This window comes from Streptomyces flavotricini (assembly GCF_020639365.1).
GTDB classification, from domain to species: Bacteria; Actinomycetota; Actinomycetes; order Streptomycetales; family Streptomycetaceae; genus Streptomyces; species Streptomyces flavotricini.
The window spans coordinates 4,386,112-4,402,526 of record NZ_JAINUL010000001.1 but is presented as its reverse complement, the minus strand read 5'-3'; the positions used below and the strand labels follow the sequence as shown (position 1 = coordinate 4,402,526).

The window sequence follows — 16,415 nt, the reverse complement described above, 5'->3', positions numbered from 1 at the left end:
CTGACCTGTCTGAGAGGAGAAGTCGCACGTGGATGCCGAGCTGACCAACAAGAGCCGGGACGCCCTGAACGCCGCCACCAGCCGTGCCGTGAAGGACGGCCACGCGGACCTCACCCCGGCGCACCTGCTGCTGGCCCTGCTGGCCGGCGAGGACAACGAGAACATCACCGACCTCCTCGCGGCCGCCGAGGCCGACCAGGCGGCGGTCCGCGGCGGCGCCGAGCGGCTGCTCGCCGCCCTGCCCAGCGTCACGGGCTCCACGGTCGCGCCCCCGCAGCCCACCCGCGAGCTGCTCGCCGTACTCGCCGAGGCCGACCAGCAGGCCGGGAAGCTCGGCGACGAGTACCTCTCCACCGAACACCTCCTCATCGCGATCGCCGCCAAGGGCGGCGCTGCCGGTGAGGTCCTTTCCGACCAGGGCGCGACGGCGAAGAAGCTGCTGGAGGCCTTCGAGAACGCAAGAGGAGGACGGCGGGTGACCACCCCCGACCCCGAGGGCCAGTACAAGGCCCTGGAGAAGTTCGGCACCGATTTCACGGCCGCGGCGCGTGAGGGCAAGCTCGATCCGGTCATCGGGCGTGACCAGGAGATCCGGCGGGTCGTGCAGGTCCTGTCGCGGCGTACGAAGAACAATCCGGTGCTGATCGGTGAGCCCGGCGTCGGCAAGACGGCCGTCGTCGAGGGCCTCGCGCAGCGCATCGTCAAGGGGGACGTCCCGGAGTCCCTGAAGAACAAGCGCCTGGTCTCCCTGGACCTGGGCGCCATGGTCGCGGGCGCCAAGTACCGCGGCGAGTTCGAGGAGCGTCTGAAGACGGTCCTGGCGGAGATCAAGTCGAGCGACGGCCAGATCATCACCTTCATCGACGAGCTGCACACGGTCGTCGGCGCGGGCGCCGGCGGCGATTCGGCGATGGACGCGGGGAACATGCTCAAGCCGATGCTGGCCCGCGGGGAGCTGCGGATGGTGGGTGCGACCACCCTGGACGAGTACCGCGAGCGGATCGAGAAGGATCCGGCGCTGGAGCGGCGCTTCCAGCAGGTGCTGGTGGCCGAGCCGTCGGTGGAGGACACCATCGCGATCCTGCGCGGGCTCAAGGGCCGCTACGAGGCCCACCACAAGGTGGTCATCAACGACAGCGCGCTGGTGGCCGCCGCGACGCTTTCCGACCGTTACATCACGTCCCGGTTCCTTCCCGACAAGGCCATCGACCTGGTCGACGAGGCCGCGTCCCGCCTCCGCATGGAGATCGACTCCTCGCCGCTGGAGATCGACGAGCTGCAGCGCTCGGTGGACCGCCTGCGCATGGAGGAGCTGGCACTGAAGAACGAGTCGGATCCGGCCTCGCTGGAGCGGCTCGACAAGCTGCGCAAGGACCTCGCCGACAAGGAGGAGGACCTGCGCGGTCTGACGGCCCGCTGGGAGAAGGAGAAGCAGTCCCTCAACCGCGTCGGCGAGCTCAAGGAACGCCTCGACGATCTGCGCGGACAGGCCGAGCGCGCGCAGCGCGACGGAGACTTCGACACCGCCTCGAAGCTGCTCTACGGGGAGATCCCGCAGCTGGAGCGCGAGCTGGCGGAGGCCACCGAGGAGGAGGAAGAGGCCTCCAAGACCGGCAGCCCGAAGGGCACCATGGTCAAGGACGAGGTCGGCCCGGACGACATCGCGGACGTGGTGGGCGCCTGGACCGGCATTCCGGCGGGTCGTCTGCTGGAGGGGGAGACGCAGAAGCTGCTCCGCATGGAGGACGAGCTGGGCCGGCGGCTGATCGGTCAGAGCGAGGCCGTGCGGGCCGTCTCCGATGCCGTGCGCCGCACCCGGGCCGGTATCGCGGACCCGGACCGGCCGACCGGCTCGTTCCTGTTCCTGGGTCCGACGGGTGTGGGCAAGACGGAGCTGGCCAAGGCCCTCGCGGACTTCCTCTTCGACGACGAGCGGGCCATGGTCCGCATCGACATGTCGGAGTACGGAGAGAAGCACTCGGTGGCCCGCCTGGTCGGTGCCCCGCCCGGGTACGTCGGCTACGAGGAGGGCGGTCAGCTGACCGAGGCCGTGCGCCGGCGTCCGTATTCGGTGGTGCTGCTGGACGAGGTCGAGAAGGCCCATCCGGAGGTCTTCGACATCCTGCTCCAGGTCCTGGACGACGGTCGTCTCACGGACGGCCAGGGCCGCACCGTGGACTTCCGCAACACGATCCTGATCCTGACCTCCAACCTCGGCAGCCAGTTCCTGATGGACCCGGCGACCACCGCGGAGGAGAAGAAGGCCAGGGTGCTGGAGGTGGTCCGGGCGAGTTTCAAGCCGGAGTTCCTCAACCGCCTCGATGACCTGGTGGTCTTCTCCGCGCTGACCGAGGAGGAACTGGCCCACATCGCCGAGCTCCAGATCGCCGGCCTCGCCGGGCGTCTGGCGCAGCGCCGCATGACCCTGGACGTCACTCCCGAGGCCCTGGCCTGGCTGGCGGACAAGGGCAACGATCCCGCCTACGGTGCGCGCCCGCTGCGCCGTCTGATCCAGACGGCCATCGGCGACCGTCTCGCCAAGGAGATCCTCGCGGGCGAGGTCCGCGACGGCGACACCGTCCGCGTCGACGTGGCGGGCGAGGGCCTGATCGTCGGCAAGGCCGTGTAGCCGGGGCCGGTACGCGAAGGGCGGCACTCCGCGTCACGGCGTACCGGCACAGGTTCCCCTTATCGACGGCTTACTCCTGTCCGCCCTGCGCGGATCGTGCGTGCGGGGGTGGACAGGGGGTGGGAGCCATGGGGGAGGATGACAACATCCGCACGAAGGGAAAACACGGTGAGCATCGACCCGGCCTCGATTCCGAACTTCGGAGGGCAGCAGCCCGATCCGCAGGCCACAGGACCGGCGGGCCCCGTCGTCCCCGACCAGGATCTGGTCAAGCAGCTGCTGGAGCAGATGGAGCTCAAGTACGTCGTCGACGACGAGGGTGACCTCGCGGCGCCGTGGGAGGAGTTCCGCACGTACTTCATGTTCCGCGGCGAGGAGGAGCAGCAGGTCTTCTCGGTGCGGACCTTCTACGACCGCCCGCACGCGATCGAGGACAAGCCCGCGCTCCTCGAGTCGATCGACGACTGGAACCGCCGCACCCTGTGGCCGAAGGTCTACAGCCACACGCACGACGACGGCTCCGTCCGCCTGATCGGCGAGGCGCAGATGCTGATCGGCACCGGCGTCAGCCTGGAGCACTTCGTCTCGTCCACGGTCAGCTGGGTCCGCGCCTCCATCGAGTTCGACAAGTGGCTCGTGGAGCAGCTCGGCCTGGAGAAGGAGATCGACTCCACCGACGGCGAAGGCGACGACAAGGACGGCGACGACAACTAGTCGCCCCCGTTCACAGCGGTACGCGGGCGACCAGCAACAGGTACAGCCCGTAGCCGTACGAGAGCCCGGCCAGCCCCGCGGTCACAGCGACCGCGGAGCGCGGCCGGGCTCGCGCCATTGCGGCCGCGACCGGCAGGAGCAGCGGGAACGCGGGCAGCAGGAAGCGCGGCTTCGACTCGAAGTAGCCGGCCCCGCCGTAGGCGATCACCAGCAGGACGGCGGTGTAGACGAGCAGCGCCGGCGGCATCCGGTCCAGCAGCAGGAGCACGGCCAGGAACCCGGCGGCGGCCAGGACCACCACGGTCACGGCGGTGGCGAGCGGCACGTGCCCACCGGTCAGCACCCGCCAGATGCTGTCCGTCGTGTACGAGCCGAAGTCGAAGCGGGAGCCCCAGCGCCGCTGCACGGTGAAGTAGCCGGCCGGGTCCCCCGTGCGCATCCCGACGGCGAGGACGTACGCGGCCCAGCCCGCCGGGGCCAGCAGCGCGGCCGCCCACACCTCGGGCGCGCGGGACCTCCGTACGAGCAGCGCGTGCAGCGCGACGGCGGTCACGGCGGCGGCGACGGCGATCCCGGTCGGGCGGGTCAGGCCGGCGAGTACCGCCAGGCCCGCGGCCCACAGCCAGCGCCGGCGCAGTACGGCGTACAGGGCCCAGGCCCCCAGCGCGGCCAGCAGCGGCTCGGTGTAGGCGAGCGTCAGCACCACGGAGTGCGGGGTCGCCGCCCACAGCGCCACCAGCAGCACCCCGGCGCGCCGGCCGAGCACCAGCTCCCCGACCCGGTACACCCCGGCGGCGGCCACCGCGGCGGCGGTCCACGCCACCAGCAGTCCGGCCCACGGGGTGGCGCCGGCCATCCGGACGAGCAGCGGGTACAGCGGGAAGAAGGCGTAGTCGCTCTGCACCAGCCCGGAGCCGGCCCACATCTGGGTGCGGCCGTAGCCGTGCACGGCGATGCCGAGGTACCAGACGGAGTCCCAGGAGTGCCCGAGCACCCGCACGGGGCTCCGCCCGGCCCACCACGCCCCGACGGCGAGCACCACCGCCCCGCCGATCCGGACGGCGGCGAAGACCCCGAGAGCGACGAGGGCCGCGGGCACCCTGCCGGCCCGGAGTACCTGCGGCCGTGCGGAAACCGACACACTGCCCGTCGCCGTCATGGACCCCGTCTTTCCCGCGCTGCGTGGACGCCCGTCCGGGCGAGGAGGGCCTCGGGCACCCTAAAGCTCACCGTGTGCCGAAGGGTGTGAATCCCCTGGGAACCTCCGGTGAACTCGCGGCCGTGGGGACCGCGAGGTGCCCGTCCGCGGCCGGGCGCCCGGCCTCAGAGCCTTCGCAGCCGGGCGGCGGCCTCCTCCAGGACCTCGGTCTTCTTGCAGAAGGCCCAGCGGACCTGGGTGGCGCCCGCGGCGCGGTCGTCGTAGAAGACCTGGTTGGGGATGGCGACGACCCCGCAGCGCTCGGGCAGGGCGCGGCAGAAGGCGAGGCCGTCCTTCTCGCCGAGCGGGGTGATGTCCGTGGTGATGAAGTAGGTGCCCTGCGGCCGGTAGACCTCGAAGCCGGCGGCCGCGAGCCCCTCGGCGAGGATGTCGCGCTTGGCGGCGAGGTCGGCGCGCAGACCCTCGTAGTAGTCGTCCGGCAGCCGCAGGGCCTCGGCGATGGCGTACTGGAAGGGGCCGGAGGAGACGTAGGTCAGGAACTGCTTCGCCGAGCGGACCGCCGAGACGAGCTCGGGCGGGGCGGTGATCCAGCCGACCTTCCAGCCCGTGAAGGAGAAGGTCTTCCCGCTGCTGGAAATGGTGACCGTGCGCTCGCGCATGCCGGGCAGCGAGGCCAGCGGGAGGTGGGCGCCCTCGAAGACCAGGTGCTCGTAGACCTCGTCCGTGACGACGAGCAGGTCCCGCTCCACCGCCAGTTCCGCGATCGCCGAGAGCTCGGCCGGGGACAGGACCGTGCCCGTCGGATTGTGCGGGGTGTTCAGCAGGAGCAGGCGGGTGCGCGGGGTGACGGCGGCGCGCAGTTCGTCGAGGTCGAGGGTGAACGCGCCGGCGTGCGGGCGCAGGGTGACCGGGACGCGGGTGGCGCCGGCCATCGCGATGCAGGCGGCGTACGAGTCGTAGTACGGCTCCAGGGCGATGACCTCGTCGCCCGGTTCGAGCAGGGCGAGCAGGGAGGCCGCGATGGCCTCCGTCGCGCCCGCCGTGACCAGGACCTCCGTGTCCGGGTCGTACGACAGGCCGTAGAAGCGCTGCTGGTGCCGCGCGACCGCGGTGCGCAGCTCCGGGATGCCGGGGCCGGGAGGGTACTGGTTGCCCAGGCCCGTCAGGACGGCGCGGGAGGCGGCCTCGGCGATCTCGGCGGGGCCGTCCGTGTCGGGGAAGCCCTGGCCTAGGTTGATCGACCCGGTGCGGGCGGCCAGGGCCGACATCTCCGCGAAGATCGTCGTGCCGAAGGAGGCCAGGCGGCGGTTCAGGAGGGGGCGGCTGCCGCCCACGGGTGCGCTCATGGGCGCCATCCTGGGGGGAACCTCTGGACTTGCTCAAGTGTGCTTTGGCCCGGGTGGCCTGCGGGCATCTCCCCCTCACACCCGGGGAACCGGGCGATGAACGGGGGTTGAGCTCATGTCTGTTGTCGGTTGGGTTTTCGCCGTGCTGGCCGTCGTGTGCTTCGTGGCTCTGGTCAGGAAGGTGGTCCGCGCGTGGACCGGTGCCGATTCCGGCTCCGGGTCCGGGTCCGGGTCCGGTTCGGGCTCGTCGTGGTGGGCCGGCGGGGGCGACTCCTCCGGCGGGTGCGGGAGCAGCGGATCCTCCTGCGGTTCCTCCTCGTCCTGCGGCGGATCCTCGTCCTCCTGCGGCGGCGGAGGCTGCGGTTCCAGCTGACCCGGGGCGGCCGGCGTCAGGCGCGTGTGACGCGTGGGGTTGAACACGTGAACTGTGTAGCCCCCGGGGGGATGTAAACCCAATCAAGTTGGGTAAAAACGCTGTGAGTGCCGTGCCTTTCATGATTCCCTCGGTTGAGTAGACCAGTCCTCGGACCTCCCTGGACTTCCTGCGGACCCGTGCCGGTGTCCCCCCACCCGTTGACTACCGCTGGCGGGCCCCGGCCCATCTCCCTCGCGCGTTTGCGGAGCCGACTCATGCTCACGACCCTCCAGACCACCTACACCGACACGCGTGCCGCCGATCTCGCCTGGGCCCTGGGTCGGGACCGGCTGCCCGCCCTGGCCGTACTGAATCTCGAACTGGCGGGTGCGAAGCTGGAGTTGCGTCTCCTCGGCGCCTCGCACCAGGTGCTCCTGGAGGAGGGGGGAGTGCTCTGTTCGGAGACGGTCGCCTGCATGCCCGGCAGCCGCACGCCGCTGCCGCTCGGCGTGGCCAAGCGGATGGGTGACTGGGACTACGAGTTCGCCGCGCGGGTGGAGACCCTGTCGCAGGGTTCCTTCGCGGGGCGGGCGCAGGAGCTGCTCGCGCTGGTCGCGGATCACCCGAACGGATTGGCCGGAACCTTCCCCGGCAGCCCGTACGCCTTCACCGCCATGCTCGCGCAGCGCCACGAGGGCCAGGTGCGCTGGCGGACCTGGCACGCGTACCCGCAGGAAGGCCAGTTGGTGGCCACTCGTACGAGGGTCGGCGTGCGCATCGGTGTACCGGCCGGAGCCCTGGAGTCCGCCGCGCGGTAGTGCCGGACCGGGCCGGGCCCCGCGGGGCGCGGGCGCCGCGAGCGTCCCCGCACGATTACGCCGATCGGCTGGAACGGTGCGCCACTTGCACCCATGTGGGTGACGGGATGTGAGTGGGCGGTGACGTACGGTTCGCTGCATGATCGACCGTTCCGTCCCGCGCCGGGTGCTCCCGGCTCCGGAGCCGCGGGGCGTGGCGACCCTCCCGGCCGCCCTGCCCGTACGGCCCCGGACCGGCCGACTCCTCGTCCTGGCCACCGTGTTCGTCTGCGCCGCCTGCGGCCTCGTGTACGAGCTGGAGCTGCTCGCCCTCGGCTCCTACCTCATCGGAGACTCCGTCACGCAGGCGTCCGTCGTGCTGTCCGTCATGGTCTTCGCGATGGGGGTCGGCTCCCTGCTGGCCAAACGGCTGCGCAGACGGCCCGCCTTCGGATTCGCCGCCATCGAGGCGGGCCTCGCGCTGCTCGGCGGGCTCTCCGCGATGGCGCTGTACGCGAGCTTCGCCTGGCTCGGTGAGTCGCGGCCCGCGCTCGTGGCCTTCTCCTTCGCGATCGGCGTGCTCATCGGGGCCGAGATCCCGCTGTTGATGGTCCTCATCCAGCGCATCCGCAGACAGGACGCGGGCGGAGCCGTCGCCGACCTGTTCGCCGCCGACTACGTGGGCGCCCTCGTCGGCGGGCTGGCCTTCCCCTTCCTGCTGCTGCCGCTGCTCGGCCAGCTGACCGGCGCGATGGTGACCGGCACCGTCAACGCGGTCGTCGGAGCGGGCCTCGTGCTGTGGCTGTTCCGCCGCGACCTGAGCCGCCGCTCCCGCTGGCTGCTCATCACCACGCACCTCACCGTGCTGGCCGTCCTCGCCTGCGCGACCGTCCTCGCCGCCGACTTCGAGCGGGTGGCCCGCCGCGCCGTCTACGGCGGCGAGGTCCGCGTCGCCCGGCAGACCGGCGTCCAGGAGCTCGTCCTGACCGGCCCCGCCACCGGCTCCCCGCGCTCCCTGGACCTGTTCCTCGACGGCCGGCTGCGGGTCAGCGGCTACGACGAGTACCGCTACCACGAGGCACTCGTGCACCCCGCGATGACCGGCCCGCACGCCCGGGTCCTGGTCCTGGGAGGCGGCGACGGGCTCGCCGCCCGCGAGGTGCTGCGCTACCGCGACGTCGCCTCCGTCACCGTCGTCGACCTCGACCCCGGCGTGGTCCGGCTCGCCCGCACCGACCCGATGCTGTCCGCGCTCAACGGCCGGGCGTACGACGACCCGCGCCTCGGGGTCGTCACGCAGGACGCGTTCCACTGGCTGCGCGGGCCCGCCGCCCACGACCGGTTCGACGTCATCGTCTCCGACCTCCCCGACCCGGGCATCACCCCCAGTACGAAGCTGTACTCGCAGGAGTTCTACGGGCTCGCCGCGCGGGCCCTGCGCCCCGGCGGGCGGCTCGCCGTCCACGCGGGGCCGCTGACCGGCCGCCCGCGCACGTACTGGACGGTCGAGGCCACGCTGCGCGCGGCCGGCCTGCGGACCGCGCCCTACAGTGCGGGCGGCCGGCTCTCGGGCTTCGCAGCCGGCCCCGACCGCACGCCCGGCACCTCCGACGCCCCGCCGCAGGACTGGGGCTTCGTGCTGGCAGGCCGGGACCGGGTTCCCGAGCTGCGGGTGGACCGGGACACGCCGTGGCCGTGCTCGCTGTCGACGCCGTCCCTGCGGGACGCCGCGCGCGACGCCGAGCGGACCAGGGTGGCGGGGCTGCCGCCGTCGACGCTGCCGCACCCGAGGTACTCGTGAGTACCGGCCATTCGCACGGACCGGCCATTCGTGAGCGCCGGACCGGGTACGGGAGGGGCTCCCCTCGGTAGGCTCGACCACATGGAGCATCAGGTGTTCGTTCCGGTACCGGCAGACGACCTCCGCGCCGTGCTGCGCGACCCCGCCCGGGTGGCCCGCTGCGTACCCGGCCTCCAACAGGATGCCGACGCGGCGTCCGGGCCCGTCGCGGGCCGCCTCAAACTCCGGGTCGGCGGGAACACCGTCACCTATCGCGGCGCCCTGACCGTCACCGAGCGGGATCCGGACCGCTTCACCGTGGCGGGAGAGGGCACGGAGATCCGCGGCAGCGGCACCGTCAAGCTGGCGCTCGGGCTGCAGCTGACCCCGGTCGACGACGGGACCCGGCTGGAGTTCACCGCCGAGGGCTCCGCCGACGGGCGCGCCGCCGCCTTCTCGCCGGAGGCCACCGCCACCGCCGTCCAGCGGCTCCTGGAGCGGGCCGCCGAGCAGCTCGCGGGGCTGGCGGCCGGCGAGGGGGAGCCGGTGACCGACGTCATCGCCGAGGCCGAGGAGGCGGAGGGGGGTCCGGACCGGGAAGACGACGGCGACGGCGTCACGGACGAGGTCACGGCGTCCGTCTTCGACACCGAGGTGCCGCCCCCGTCCCTGGAGCCCTTCATGGACGGGGACTTCGAGGGCCTCCCGGAGCTCGACCGGATCGCGGAGATCGGCGACATCGGGGACGTCGACGAGTTCACCGCCGCCGCGCAGCCCCCCGCCGAGGCCGCCCACGCCCGCCGCACCATGATCGGCCGCAGCGCCGAGGAAGTGGACCACGCGCCCCCGCGCGGCCGCTACGCCCCGGTCCCGGCCGCCGCGTCCTCCGGCGCCGGCGCGAACCTGCGCTGGATCGCCCCGGCCGCCGCGCTGGCGCTGGCCTCGGCGGTCGTCGTCGGCCGGGCCCTGCGCCGCCGCCGCTGACCCCCCTCGGCACGGCCCGGGGGCGGCCGGCGGATCAGGTCGGACACGCCTGGTGGACACCCCCTAGAGTCGGGCGCATGAGTACGCAACTGAGCGCGGGCGGCGCCGAGGTGACCGTCGACCAGGAGAACGGCTGCCGGATCAGCAGCCTGCGCATCGACGGCACGGAGCTGCTGCGCCAAGGGGCGCACTTCGGCGCTTTCCCCATGGTGCCGTGGTGCGGACGCACCGCGGACGGCCGGTTCCGCGACGGCGGAGTCCTCCACCAGCTCCCGCTCAACCACCCCCCGCACGCCATCCACGGCTTCGGCCGCGACCACCCCTGGCGCAAGGTCCGCCACGGCGACACCGACGCGGCGTTCGTCCACGACCTCGCCGACCCGTGGCCCTGGCCCGGCCGGGTCACCCAGACCGTCGAGCTGACCCCCGAGAGCCTGACGCTCTCCATGGGCGTCGAGACGTACGGCGACTCCTTCCCGGCCCAGGCCGGCTGGCACCCCTGGTTCCGCCGCAACCTCGGCACCGGCGAGGACGCGCGGCTGGACTTCGAGGCCGAGTGGCAGGAGGAGCGGGGAGCCGACCACATCCCCACCGGGAACCGTGTCGCCCCCGGGCCCGGCCCCTGGGACGACTGCTTCGGCATGCCGAGCGGCGTGGACGTCACCCTCACCTGGCCCGGGGCGCTGGAGCTCAGGGTCCGCAGCCGCGAGGAGTGGGTGGTCATCTACGACGAGGAGCCCGAGGCCGTCTGCGTGGAGCCCCAGTCCGGTCCGCCGAACGGCCTGAACAGCCTCCCGCGCCTGGTCACGCCCGTCGACCCGCTGGAGATCTCCACGACGTGGACCTGGCGCCGGCTCGGCTAGCGCGCCTTTAAGCTCGGGGTCATGACTGACGTACGCGATGCGCTTCTGCAGCAGATCAAGGACAAGGCCGTCGTGCACGGCAAGGTGATCCTCTCCTCCGGCAAGGAGGCCGACTACTACATCGACCTCCGCCGCATCACCCTGGACGGCCAGGCCGCCCCGATGGTCGGTCAGGTCATGCTCGACCTCACCGCCGACCTGGACTTCGACTGCGTGGGCGGTCTGACCCTGGGCGCCGACCCGGTCGCGACCTCGATGCTGCACGCCTCCGCCGCGCGCGGTGGACGCCTCGACGCCTTCGTCGTCCGCAAGGCGCAGAAGGCCCACGGCATGCAGCGCCGCATCGAGGGCACCGACGTGAAGGGCAAGCGCTGTCTGGTCGTCGAGGACACCTCGACCACCGGCGGGTCGCCGCTGACCGCCGTCGAGGCGGTCCGCGAGGCCGGCGGCGAGGTCGTCGCCGTCGCCACGATCGTGGACCGCGGCGCCGCGGACGCGATCGCCGAGGCGGGTCTGCCCTACCTCACCGGCTACCGGCTCGCCGATCTCGACCTGGGCTGAGTGCGCACCGGACCGATCGTGCCCCCGCGCTGATCCCGCCCGATCGCATTTGATCTTGTCCGGTCTCGCATGCTGACCGCCGGAGAACTGGTGACTTAGGTTCCCGGGGCTCCGGGCACAGGTCCTGACCTGCTCTTTCCCGTTCGGGCGGAGTGTTTCACGTGAAACGCTCCACCCGGCACGGGTGGAGTGTCGTGCGGAGTCTGGAAAGATGAGCCCGACGGTTACGTCGCCCCCAGGTCAGGGCCAGCAATCGCACACTCCCCGCACATCCAAGGAGCGGACAGATGCCCATCGCAACCCCCGAGGTCTACAACGAGATGCTCGACCGGGCGAAGGCAGGCAAGTTTGCCTACCCGGCGATCAACGTGACCTCGACCCAGACCCTGCACGCTGCACTGCGCGGCTTCGCGGAGGCCGAGAGCGACGGCATCATCCAGATCTCCACCGGTGGTGCGGAGTTCCTGGGTGGCCAGCACAAGAAGGACATGGTCACCGGTGCGGTGGCCCTGGCCGAGTTCGCGCACATCGTCGCCGCGAAGTACGACGTCACCGTCGCGCTGCACACGGACCACTGCCCCAAGGACAAGCTGGACGGCTACGTCCGCCCCCTCCTTGAGGTGTCGGCCGAGCGCGTGGCCCGTGGCCTGAACCCGCTCTTCCAGTCGCACATGTGGGACGGATCCGCCGAGACCCTGGCCGACAACCTGGCCATCGGCCAGGAGCTGCTCGCCAAGGCCGCCGCCGCGAAGATCATCCTCGAGGTCGAGATCACCCCGACCGGCGGCGAGGAGGACGGCGTCACCCACGAGATCAACGACGAGCTGTACACCACCGTCGACGACGCGATCCGCACCGCCGAGGCCCTGGGCCTGGGCGAGAAGGGCCGCTACCTGCTCGCCGCCTCCTTCGGCAACGTGCACGGCGTCTACAAGCCGGGCAACGTCGTCCTGCGTCCCGAGCTGCTGAAGGACCTCCAGCAGGGTGTCGGCGAGAAGTACGGCAAGACCAGCCCGTTCGACTTCGTCTTCCACGGCGGCTCCGGCTCCTCCGAGCAGGAGATCGCCACCGCGCTGGAGAACGGCGTCGTGAAGATGAACCTCGACACCGACACCCAGTACGCCTTCACCCGCCCGGTCGCGGACCACATGTTCCGCAACTACGACGGTGTCCTGAAGGTCGACGGCGAGGTCGGCAAGAAGTCCACCTACGACCCGCGCACCTGGGGCAAGCTCGCCGAGGCGGGCATGGCCAAGCGCGTCACCGAGGCCTGCGCGAACCTGCGCTCGACGGGCACGAAGCTGAAGTAGTACCCGCCACCTCGTACGACCGAAGGGCCCGGGCCGCCGTCTCGCGACGGCGGACCCGGGCCCTTCGGCGTGATCGCCCGGGCCGGGGCGGCCGAGCCGTCGAGGGGCCGGATACCCCAGACTTGGGGCATGTCCATTCACCAGAACCTGCTCGGGGGCCCCGCCCCCACCCACCTCCCCGACGAGCCGGGCCGCGAGGCCATCGCCGCGGGCACGCCCGCCGTCGAGGTGGCGGCCGCGCACCCGACCTCCTCCCTCGCCTGGGCGGTCCTCGCCGACGAGGCGTTCGCCGCCGGCCGGACCGTCGAGTCGTACGCGTACGCCCGTACGGGCTACCACCGCGGCCTCGACGCGCTGCGCCGCGCCGGCTGGAAGGGCCACGGCCCGGTGCCGTGGGAGCACGAGCCGAACCGCGGCTTCCTGCGCGCCCTCCACGCCCTGTCCCGCGCGGCCGGCGCGATCGGCGAGAAGGAGGAGTACGAGCGCTGCTCGACCTTCCTGCGCGACTCCTCCGAGACGGCCGCGGACGTGCTCGGCGCCTGAGCCGCGCCTGATCCCCATCCGGCATGCCGGGACCCCGAGCGCGGGGGCCCGGCATGCCGTAGTGTCCGAAAAACACCTGTGACCCCGGTCACACCCCAATAGAGGGAGCCGGGCAACCGGTCCTATGATGCGAGCAGGGGACCGGGGCTCCACTCACCCATCGGAAGGGGCGGACCGCTACCCGGAAGCACGTGTCGAGGAGACAGCGATGTCGAACACCCTTGATGCCTCCGGAGCCGGTTCGGACACCCCGAACCTCGACTTCGCCGGCACGACCCCGTACGAGGACTACGTCCAGGCGGACGTCCTCACCCACCTCCAGCACCCCCGCTCGGACGACCCGGGCGAGATGGTCTTCCTGGTGACGACCCAGGTCATGGAGCTGTGGTTCACGGTCATCGTCCACGAATGGGAGACGGCCGCGAAGGCCCTCCGCGAGGACGACATCCCGGTCGCGATGGATGCGCTGAAACGATCCCTCCGCGAACTGGAGGCCCTCAACGCCTCCTGGCGCCCGCTCGCCCAGCTCACCCCGGGCCAGTTCAACGCCTACCGCGCCGCCCTCGGCGAGGGCTCGGGCTTCCAGTCGGCGATGTACCGCCGCATGGAGTTCCTCCTCGGCGACAAGTCCGCGTCGATGCTCGTCCCGCACCGCGGCGCCCCGCGCGTCCACGCGGAGCTGGAGAAGGCCCTCCAGGAGCCCAGCCTGTACGACGAGGTGCTGCGCCTGCTGGCCCGCCGCGGCCTGCCCGTCCCGCAGGCGGTCCTGGACCGGGACCTCTCCCGGCGGTACGAGCCCTCGCCCGAGGTCGAGGCCGTCTGGACCTCCCTGTACGCGGACCCCGACGCGCAGCACGACCTGCACCGTCTGGGCGAGGTCCTCACGGACGTCGCGGAGCTCGTCTGGCGCTGGCGCAACGACCACCTGGTCGCCACCCGCCGTGCGATGGGCGCCAAGACCGGCACGGGCGGCTCGGCCGGCGTGACCTGGCTCGAAAAGCGCGCCACGAAGAACGTGTTCCCGGAGCTCTGGACGGCGCGCAGCCATGTCTGACGCGAACTCCTCGTACGGCGCGGGGTCCCCGGCGGACCTCGCCGCCCGCGCCGCCGCCCTCGACACCGCGGACGAGCTCGGCAAGCTGCGCGACCGCTTCAGCCTCCCCGACGGGGTCGTCTACCTGGACGGCAACTCGCTGGGAGCGCTGACGACCGGGGTCGCGGCCCGCATCGCCCAGGTCATCACGCACGAGTGGGGCACGGAGCTCATCCAGTCCTGGAGCACCGGCACCTGGTGGACCGCGCCCGAGCGGATCGGCGACAAGCTGTCCCCGCTGATCGGCGCCGCCCCCGGCCAGACGGTCGTCGGCGACTCCACCAGCGTCAACCTGTTCAAGGCGCTGGTCGGAGCCGCCCGCCTGGCCGGCCCCGGCCGTACGCGGATGCTGGTCGACGCCTCCACCTTCCCCACCGACGGCTACATCGCCGAGTCGGCCGCCCGGATGACCGGCCTCACCGTCATGCCGGTCGACCCCTCGCGCGCGGCCGAGGCGATGAGCGAGGACACCGCCGTCGTCCTCCTCAACCACGTCGACTACCGCACCGGCCGCCTCCACGACCTCCCGGCCCTCACCGCGGCGGCCCGCGCCGCCGGCGCCGTCACCGTCTGGGACCTGTGCCACTCGGCCGGCGCGCTCCCCGTCGGCCTGGACGAGCACGGTGTCGACCTCGCGGTCGGCTGTACGTACAAGTACCTGAACGGAGGCCCCGGTTCCCCGGCGTACCTCTACATCGCCGAACGCCACCAGCAGGCCTTCGACTCCCCGCTCCCCGGCTGGAACGGCCACGCGGAGCCGTTCGCGATGACCCCCGACTACACCCCGGCGGCCGGCGCGGTCCGCGGCCGGGTCGGCACCCCGGACATCCTGTCCATGCTGGCCCTGGAAGCGGCGCTCGACGCCTGGGACGGGGTCTCGGTGGAAGCCGTACGGGCCAAGTCCCTCGCCCTGACCGACTTCTTCCTGGAGTGCGTGGCCGCGTACGTCCCGGCCGGCAAGGTCGAATCGGTCACCCCGGCCGAGCACGGCCGGCGCGGCAGCCAGGTCTCGCTGCGCACCGAGAACGCCCGCGCGGTCATGGACGACCTGATCTCCCGCGGCGTGATCGGGGACTTCCGCGCCCCCGACGTCCTGCGCTTCGGTTTCACCCCGCTCTACGTCGGTTTCGCCGACGCGGAGCGCGCGGCCCGGACACTGGGTCACATCTTCGGGTGATGTAGGGGCGAAACGTCACGGCAAAAGGGCGGGCGGGGCTTCGGCTCCGCCCGCCCCCGCACATCCCGGCCAAGGTCCCCGCCCGCCACCGACGGGCCTGTTCCGGCCTGATACGGTCCCGCTCTGCCGGAACACCAGTCCCACGCGTTACCGAGAGGTTGAGCCGATGACGGACCCCGCAGTCGAACGGGACGCCGCCGAGGCCGCCTCGGCCTTCGCCCACCCGCCGGTAGCCCCCGACGCGACCGGGGCCTACGGGAACCACCCCGACCAGGTGATCGACTTCTACGCCCCGCGCGGCGGGGGCGCCGCGGGCGCGGCCCCGCTGGTCGTGCTCCTGCACGGCGGCGCCTGGCGCGCCCCGTACGACCGGCACCACATCACCCCGCTCGCGGACTTCCTGGCCCGACGGGGTTTCGCCGTCGCCAACGTCGAGTACCGGCGCGGAAGTTCCCTGCCGCACCAGGACGCCGAGGGGCACATGGCCGGCCGCTGGCCCGAGACCTTCGACGACGTGGCCGCCGCGATGGACGCGCTCCCGGAGCTGGTCCCGGCCCACCTCCCGCAGGCCGACCCGCGCCGTACGGTCATCACCGGCCATTCCGCGGGCGGCCACCTCGCGCTGTGGGCGTCGGCCCGGCACGTCCTGCCGCCCGCGTCCCCGGACGCCTGGAGACTGCCCTCCCCGCCGCTGCTGCGCGGCGTGGTGGCGCTCGCCCCGATCGCGGACTTCGTGGCCGCGGAGGAGCTGGGTGTGTGCGGGGGCGCGTCCGCGCAGTTGCTGGGCGGCGCCGAACAGTGGGCGCAGCGGCTGCCGTTCGCGGACCCGGCGGTCCTGCTGCCGACCGGGATCGCGACGGCCGTCGTCCACGGCCGGGAGGACATCGTGGTCCCGTCGTCGGTGGCGGAGTCGTACGTGGCCGCGGCGGCGAAGGCCGGCGAGACCGTGGGGCTGACGCTGCTGGACGGGGTCGGCCACTTCCCGCTCATCGACCCCGCGGCCGACGCCTGCGCGGTGGTGGCCGAGGAGATCTCGCAGCTCGCCTGGTAGGGCCTGGTGGGGCCTGGTGACCCCACTGCCCGTGGACGTGACGAGGAAGAACC

14 protein-coding genes are annotated in these 16,415 nt (G+C 72.4%); 12 read left to right on the top strand and 2 right to left on the bottom strand.

The window, feature by feature from the left end:
• Window positions 1–28 precede the first annotated feature (28 nt).
• Entirely contained in the window at window positions 29–2,629 is a 2,601-nt protein-coding gene (gene clpB, locus K7B10_RS19860) for an ATP-dependent chaperone ClpB (RefSeq protein WP_229337678.1), read from the top strand.
• Window positions 2,630–2,797: 168 nt separating this feature from the next.
• Entirely contained in the window at window positions 2,798–3,343 is a 546-nt protein-coding gene (locus K7B10_RS19855) for a YbjN domain-containing protein (protein ID WP_030870916.1), read from the top strand.
• A gap of 10 nt (window positions 3,344–3,353) precedes the next feature.
• On the opposite strand, the gene K7B10_RS19850 is transcribed toward K7B10_RS19855, so the two are convergent.
• Both K7B10_RS19850 and K7B10_RS19845 read right to left on the bottom strand, forming a co-directional pair.
• Complete coding sequence (locus tag K7B10_RS19850; protein ID WP_229337676.1) at window positions 3,354–4,484, bottom strand: putative hexosyltransferase; 1,131 nt, start codon at window positions 4,482–4,484, stop codon at window positions 3,354–3,356.
• A gap of 182 nt (window positions 4,485–4,666) precedes the next feature.
• Window positions 4,667–5,857, bottom strand: a complete 1,191-nt coding sequence (locus K7B10_RS19845; RefSeq protein ID WP_229337674.1) for a pyridoxal phosphate-dependent aminotransferase — start codon at window positions 5,855–5,857, stop codon at window positions 4,667–4,669.
• 621 nt (window positions 5,858–6,478) lie between these two features.
• Here K7B10_RS19845 and K7B10_RS19840 point away from each other — a divergent pair.
• The 10 genes from K7B10_RS19840 to K7B10_RS19795 all read left to right on the top strand — a co-directional run bounded on the left by K7B10_RS19840 (window position 6,479) and on the right by K7B10_RS19795 (window position 16,362).
• Window positions 6,479–7,021 carry a DUF2617 family protein gene (locus K7B10_RS19840; RefSeq protein ID WP_229337672.1) on the top strand — a complete coding sequence of 181 codons (543 nt, stop codon included), beginning with the start codon at window positions 6,479–6,481 and terminating at the stop codon, window positions 7,019–7,021.
• Between the two features lie 139 nt (window positions 7,022–7,160).
• A complete protein-coding gene (locus K7B10_RS19835) occupies window positions 7,161–8,801 on the top strand; it encodes a polyamine aminopropyltransferase (RefSeq protein ID WP_229337670.1) in 1,641 nt (546 codons plus the stop codon).
• Between the two features lie 81 nt (window positions 8,802–8,882).
• Entirely contained in the window at window positions 8,883–9,764 is an 882-nt protein-coding gene (locus tag K7B10_RS19830; RefSeq protein WP_229337668.1) for an SRPBCC family protein, read from the top strand.
• Window positions 9,765–9,841: 77 nt separating this feature from the next.
• Complete coding sequence (locus K7B10_RS19825) at window positions 9,842–10,627, top strand: aldose epimerase family protein (protein WP_229337666.1); 786 nt, start codon at window positions 9,842–9,844, stop codon at window positions 10,625–10,627.
• A 21-nt stretch (window positions 10,628–10,648) separates the two neighbouring features.
• Window positions 10,649–11,188 (top strand): orotate phosphoribosyltransferase, encoded by a 540-nt coding sequence (pyrE, locus tag K7B10_RS19820; RefSeq protein WP_229337664.1) that lies wholly within the window; start codon window positions 10,649–10,651, stop codon window positions 11,186–11,188.
• Window positions 11,189–11,475: 287 nt separating this feature from the next.
• Window positions 11,476–12,498 (top strand): class II fructose-bisphosphate aldolase, encoded by a 1,023-nt coding sequence (fbaA, locus tag K7B10_RS19815; protein ID WP_229337662.1) that lies wholly within the window; start codon window positions 11,476–11,478, stop codon window positions 12,496–12,498.
• 129 nt (window positions 12,499–12,627) lie between these two features.
• Window positions 12,628–13,041: a DUF3151 domain-containing protein gene (locus K7B10_RS19810; RefSeq protein ID WP_229337660.1), complete on the top strand. Its 414-nt coding sequence runs from the start codon at window positions 12,628–12,630 to the stop codon at window positions 13,039–13,041.
• 208 nt (window positions 13,042–13,249) lie between these two features.
• On the top strand, window positions 13,250–14,095 hold the full coding sequence (locus tag K7B10_RS19805) for a tryptophan 2,3-dioxygenase (RefSeq protein ID WP_229337658.1): 846 nt from the start codon (window positions 13,250–13,252) through the stop codon (window positions 14,093–14,095).
• The gene (gene kynU, locus K7B10_RS19800; RefSeq protein ID WP_229337656.1) at window positions 14,088–15,311 is read left to right on the top strand and encodes a kynureninase; all 1,224 of its coding nucleotides are present in this window, start codon (window positions 14,088–14,090) and stop codon (window positions 15,309–15,311) included. Before K7B10_RS19805 ends, kynU begins: the two co-directional genes overlap by 8 nt.
• 166 nt (window positions 15,312–15,477) lie before the next feature.
• A complete protein-coding gene (locus K7B10_RS19795; protein ID WP_229337654.1) occupies window positions 15,478–16,362 on the top strand; it encodes an alpha/beta hydrolase family protein in 885 nt (294 codons plus the stop codon).
• Window positions 16,363–16,415: the final 53 nt, after the last annotated feature.